Here is a 6,170-nt window from a genome sequence, read left to right as displayed (position 1 = left end):
TTAATCGGCTCCCCCCAATCACCATCAATCGTTTCACAAGTAACTAAATAATTGTGACAATCTTTCCAAGCGCCATCTACTACCTTAACATCCGTATAGATCAGCCAAAACTTTCCGTCACTATAACTTAAACATGGTGCCCAAACCCCGCCTGAATTAGGGTTCCCTTTCATGTCTAATTGTGAAACTCTCTGTAATGGATGTGCGACTAAGTGCCAATTCACTAAATCTTTTGAATGGTGTATCTGGACACCTGGAAACCACTCAAATGTAGACACAGCGATATAATAATCCTCTCCTGCCCTACAAATACTTGGATCGGGATTGAATCCTTTAAGTACTGGATTAATAATCTTCATTTGGAACTCCTCCTCAGCTATTTTCTTTTGACTCATTATTTCTTAAGCCTTGAAATCATCAATATGATCCAAATAAACTTTATCTCTATTCTCTAATTCTCGTACCATGTTTTTATATTTTTTCTCGTCTAAATTATAGAAATTAATATCAATCATGGCTAGAACCAGCAAAAACACGGGAATAATGGTTGTTGTAATTAAAATTCCCGTTAATGCCTCCGGAGTTTGTGCCTGATTTGCCACATACCCAAATTTGTCTAGAACCAGCCCAGGAATAATTCCTCCCAGGGCCATACCAAACTTAAAGAAAAATCCGATGATAGCGTATATGAGCCCACCCATTCTTTTCCCAGTTCTATACTCTCCATATTCTATTGTTTCAGGAATGAGCGCCCACATATATCCCCCGGCAGTGAGACTTCCAGCAGCAGCGATTAATCGAAAGAAAAGTATGAGGTATACATTACTTGGCGGAACAAACAGTAAAGCTAAGAGGCCGATAATATTCAGTAATAATGCATAGTTTAGTAATTTCTTCTTCCCCAATAATTGATGTAGCTTTGGAATAAACGGTAAAATGACCAAAGCGGGCAAACTTCCTATCAAACCGTACCACTTCACTAAATCCTCTCTTTCTAAGGTATACGTTACGTAATAAATGCCAACCGAAATACTGATTGAATTCACTCCAAAAATAATAATAAAGAAAATACTTAATACAACAAGTGGACGATTAACACGAAATTGCTCAAATATATCAGATAATTTAATTTTCTCTTCAGATTTTTGAAGAGTGACACGCTCTTTTGTGCTTTTAAAACAAAAGATTAAAAGGCCCCCGCCTATCATTCCCAAAATACCCATGGTTAGTTGCCAGCCAAGAGATTCGTTGCCGGAAGTATCGCTTAAATAGGCAGCCAGTAAGGGAACAAAAAATGCAACGACAAGTCCCCCAAGATTCGCAAATAACATACGGACAGATGTTATACTAACAACTTCTTGATTATTTCTAGTCATTGCAGAAGTTAACGCGCCATATGGAACGTTTATCATTGTGTATGTAAGCGACAAGCCAACATAGGTCATATAGGCATATATTAATTTCCCCATATCCGAAAAATCTGGGGTTGTAAAACAGAGTATTGCCAGTATGACAAATGGAAAAGCTCCGAATAAAAGATACGGTCTAAAGCGTCCAAACCTGCTATTCGTTCTGTCAACTATTGTTCCAATAAAAGGATCAGCAAGAGCGTCGATTATTCTAACCACCAAGAACATAGTACCGGCTGTTGCTGCCGATAAACCAAATACATCTGTATAGAAAAACAAAAGATAAGTAGACACTGTTGCATAAATTAAATTACATGCAAAATCTCCAGACGCATATCCAACTTTTTCAACCATGCTAATCTTCTTTACATTTTCACTGAGCATGATTTCTCCCCTTTTCGATCCTTTAATAAGGAACAGTATGAAATGGTATAAAAATTCCCTTAAACTTATGGACAGGAAGTGTTTATAAAAGCGCTTTCAAAAAGAATTATAGTGATTTACGTTCACAGAGCATTTTCATCATCTAAATGGTGATCAACAAGCAGTAAACTCATCTTTTTTCGTCATACCTTATATGCCTAAAAAAGGATAAAAGCCTCTTTCTTCCGCTTCTTATATTGTTAAGCTCCAAATAAATTGAGCCTCTCATCCCCCTTCCATCCATATTTAGCAAGAACTTTACCGATGGTCAATTAAAGTTCATCTTATTAGTTTGTTGACCGAACAAACTAACTTGATTTAATATTATAAAATCCTTTTGACTTTTTCAACATCTTTTTCAGAAAATTTAAATCAGCCTGCAAGAAATATGTCGGTAATTGCCTTCTTTTTATACATTCCTTTTCTCAAATATTTAAGAAATGTCACGTACCAATTAATGAAGCCAAGTCCTTCTTGATACAGTTCGCTTCTTACTCGCAAACACTCCTAAGACTAAGAAACCAGTGGCAAAGATGCACCTAAGCGAAACAAGGAATTGGTTAGCAACGGTAAGATTGCAATTGAAGTTTGATGAAGGTGATCGCAGAGATAAAAATGTGAAGAAGTCAGCTTACGCTTATGTTGATGGAAAATCTGTCCAAGAGACATTATTGAATGAAGGATTGGCGAGTAGCGTATGTATATGAGCCTAACACCAAATACATAGATCAATTTAAGAAAGATGAACAAGAAGCAAATCAGAGAAGCTTTCAATTTAGAGTAAGAATGGATATGTGACTGACAGAGGATTTAATGGCTGTGTGAAACAAAAAAACACTGCTGTTAAAAAGCAACAACGTCACAGAATAAGACTCAAAAAAATGGAGTCACTTCCACTGAAAGTGACAATAAAGCCTCTTCCCCTCAGCGTCAACTGGATGAATAACAAAGCATGAAGGTAACTTCATTGTACAACTCCCAGAATATTTCCAATACCATAAAACCACTCTGTACCTCATCTAAAATCTTTTTATTTTCCCTACATAGTTGAAAATATTTAATAATCAGGTATTATTTCAGTGAAAATTGTTTTGCCTTCCCCTTCATAAAAAACTTCACTTGCTTCCTTATTCATTGAAAACAGCTTAATTGAAAGCTTAAAACCTTATTGGACCATTAAAGGTCAGGTCATATAATCCGATATCAACATGAAATTTATATTAGTGTTTTTTTGACTTTCAAATCTTAATTTTCTTTTAAGTAGGAGAGTTTCCTCTCCTACAATATGGCTGCTACTAATGTTCTTCAGTTCGTTTATGAAATACACGAACGATGATAGCCGCTATGAAGAATAAAGCGAACAATCCAAAAGCCATTGATCCATTCTTAAAGACGATCCCAAAAATCAACAATGCACAACCAGACAAAATAAATAGTATTTTACTTAAGATATTGATCATTTACACTTCTCCATACAGTCAAAGAATGCATTAACACCAATGATTCCTGCAGTATTTACACAAGCATAGCAAGCAGTTCCTGCTGTTGCTGGGACACCAGCTGTACATGCAGCACCACATAAAATAGCTAAGCCCGTGATTGCCCATTGGCTAATATTTTTATCACCTAAACAATCAGATACACACCCAGTCCAACTCTGGGTACTCATCATGTTTGTTGACCCTGTTTCATTGTCTGAAGATTTTTCTGTTTCAAAGACTCCTGACTTGTCTTCGTCTATTACTCCATTAACCCAATATGTCATTTCGTTTTGTGTGCTGCTGATCTTCTTCATATCAACTTCATAGTATTCTTCTATCAACTTTTTCAGTGTCCACGTATAGATAAGAAACTGAATAAGTGACTGTGCCATCATCATAGTTAATAGCTCTAACTGATTCATTATCAAATACTTTTTCATTTGACTTGTGATATGTAATGTCTCCATTTTCAATTGCTTTTTCAGCTTTTAAAAGAAGCTTTTCCTTATTATCATCGCTTACATCAATCGTATGATCTGCAATAAATTCCGCCTCTGTTTTTACCTTATCCTTGTCGATATTATCTGTTGAAATTGTACTCTTTGCATCACTGTTTTGCGGAAATGTTGCAAAAGCCAGTACAAATACGGCAACTAATGCTAGGATCGTTCGAAAAAAAGACTTGTTCATTAAAATAACCCCTTTGTAAAAAAACTCTCACCTTGCATACATACTTATCAAACAGACAATCTCATAAATCACCTTCTTTCTTTAATAAATGCTACCAATCATATAAATATTTGTTAAGAAACAAAGGCGATTTTAATTAATAAGTATCACAGGTTTCGTTAAATCAAAGGGATATTACTCACCTTTATAAACAACTTATGTAATATTGTAATTCATTTGATTTAGTAAAAATCTCATCGAATCTCTTTTCAAAAGTTTTTCATTGTCCTACTGTTATTGTAGTCAGCTCATTTTCCAAGTAAATTAACGTTAATCGTTTAATGGTCAGAAGTCTTACTCAATATGTAGGCCTTTCTTTAGTTTTCGTCTTTATTTCTTTATTTTCCGGTTCTGTTCAGTCCAATTTTACAAGAGAGTATCTTTAGCCTATGGAATAAAAAATCAAATTGTTGCAAACTTGTGGGAGGTCATTCTTTATTGGAGTGATAATTTGATAAGCGAAGAAATGAAAGGTTATATCATTGCCGGTTTAGTGTTAATACGAATTGCTGTTGCCTCAATTTTAATGTCATTACTTTGTATTCTTAAAATAATTATGATCGTCAAAAAGAATATACAAAACATCGATTAGTTTACAATATTTGTATACCCGTTCAGAATTGAAATGAAGAAAATTACTAACAGGAGAACCGAATAAAGAAATGAAGATTTGCAACTATCATTTTTGCTGTCTCTGTTTGAGCTCTTGTTCTTGCAAACCATATTCATGGAAACTAACGCTCCTGCCGCTTCCGCAAAGAAGTAAGTCCCAATTGGAAATATCTTTGTCAATTGAACTAGGGAAAGTTTGAACCATGATGACGTAGTCGGTCGTCCTAAAAAATGACGGCTATAATGAAAAATCAAATTACAGGTATAGCCACTCCATCAAAGCCAACTAAAATAGGCAGTATGAATCTTTATATTTGCCGAAGGTGATATCCTTGAAATTCAGTCAAATGACGATGCATAATCACTTTACTTTAATAAGCAGGATAAAGTTCGCGCTGTTGTACTCAATATGAAAGCACTAAAGATGTAACGTTTAATCCTAATCAGGCTGTTATTATTACAGATACAGGAGAACATCTAGTATCACAAATGCGAAACTAGGGGGGAGACTTTTTGGGAAAGGTTAAAAGACTTTCTAGTTACTTAAAAATAATACAGCAAATATTAGCTATTCACTAAAAACTGAACTTACATTGTATTTTTTCTATTTAGATATCTCATCTAAATAAAAAAATCAGTAGTAGCAGTGTAAAGACAGAGATCACAAAAGCTTGAAATCCCTTTGAAGCTTTCTTTTTTATTTCGCGGATTGTTTGTCATATTGTAAATATATTAGCATCTCTTCAATTTCTTTCTCTAGATCATTGTTCTTTACATCAAATAATGTTCCCCTACCAGTTCCTTTAAACCCACCGTAGTAGTACCATAAATCAATTGTAAAAGCGTCTAAATCTTCATCGTAGGCTGCCACAATTCCATAATTAATTGTTATCTGGGAACGGTATTCTTTTTCCAAGCACCTCTCAGCTGTTAAATCACTTAACACATCTCCATCTATGTCTCTACAAATTTTGATACTAAGGTTACGTTTGCCCTGACTTCCAAAAACATCTGTGTATTTACGTTGCAGTTTTTCTGCTACTACTTCTCCTAAGCCTTCCAACGCATATATTTTTTGTTTTAATTCTAGATTTATATCCTTCTCTAAAATATGCAAATAGCCATCAGTGTTTGGACTTTGATTTTTCTGTTTCTTGAATAAACGTCTTAAAGCTTTCCACACAGTGTTGTCCTCCTTACAGTTTAAACGCCAGAAAGAATGTGAGGGAAGTCTCTGGCCTATGGTGGCTGATATACCAACTATGATATATACAGGATATTTTATATTCGGGATGTTATCAAAACTGCTTAGATAGCGAGTTTTCAGGAGGGCCAATACATAAAATCATTTTATGAAGATTAGGCTGGCATTGCTGACCAATCGATTGATCGAATTGTTAAAATTGCTTTTTTAACGAGTGTATTCCTGATATCTCGGGTGAAGGCGACTTATCAGATGCCTACATGGAAGAATCCTAGAACATTGCTACAAACTTATGTTTGTTGTTGGAACAAA

General features: G+C 34.9%; 6 protein-coding genes. 1 reads left to right on the top strand and 5 read right to left on the bottom strand.

From position 1 onward, the window contains the following. Positions 1–359, bottom strand: a 359-nt coding sequence (locus tag RAC86_RS33875; protein WP_377886564.1) for a family 43 glycosylhydrolase, incomplete at its 3' end; no start/stop codon positions are given. Between the two features lie 42 nt (positions 360–401). After that, entirely contained in the window at positions 402–1,793 is a 1,392-nt protein-coding gene (locus tag RAC86_RS33870) for an MFS transporter (RefSeq protein WP_377886563.1), read from the bottom strand. A gap of 572 nt (positions 1,794–2,365) precedes the next feature. On the opposite strand from RAC86_RS33870, the gene RAC86_RS33865 reads away from it, so the two are divergent. Continuing rightward, positions 2,366–2,539: a hypothetical protein gene (locus tag RAC86_RS33865; protein ID WP_372402791.1), complete on the top strand. Its 174-nt coding sequence runs from the start codon at positions 2,366–2,368 to the stop codon at positions 2,537–2,539. A 749-nt stretch (positions 2,540–3,288) separates the two neighbouring features. On the opposite strand, the gene RAC86_RS33860 is transcribed toward RAC86_RS33865, so the two are convergent. The 3 genes from RAC86_RS33860 to RAC86_RS33850 form a co-directional block, all read right to left on the bottom strand. Next, positions 3,289–3,627 (bottom strand): hypothetical protein, encoded by a 339-nt coding sequence (locus RAC86_RS33860; RefSeq protein ID WP_236827489.1) that lies wholly within the window; start codon positions 3,625–3,627, stop codon positions 3,289–3,291. Between the two features lie 7 nt (positions 3,628–3,634). Further along, positions 3,635–4,003, bottom strand: a complete 369-nt coding sequence (locus tag RAC86_RS33855; RefSeq protein ID WP_236827488.1) for a hypothetical protein — start codon at positions 4,001–4,003, stop codon at positions 3,635–3,637. Positions 4,004–5,351: 1,348 nt separating this feature from the next. After that, complete coding sequence (locus RAC86_RS33850) at positions 5,352–5,837, bottom strand: hypothetical protein (protein ID WP_072566314.1); 486 nt, start codon at positions 5,835–5,837, stop codon at positions 5,352–5,354. Positions 5,838–6,170: the final 333 nt, after the last annotated feature.

The organism is Bacillus sp. LR_5, assembly GCF_042709275.1.
This window is presented reverse-complemented; position numbering and strand designations above follow the sequence as displayed.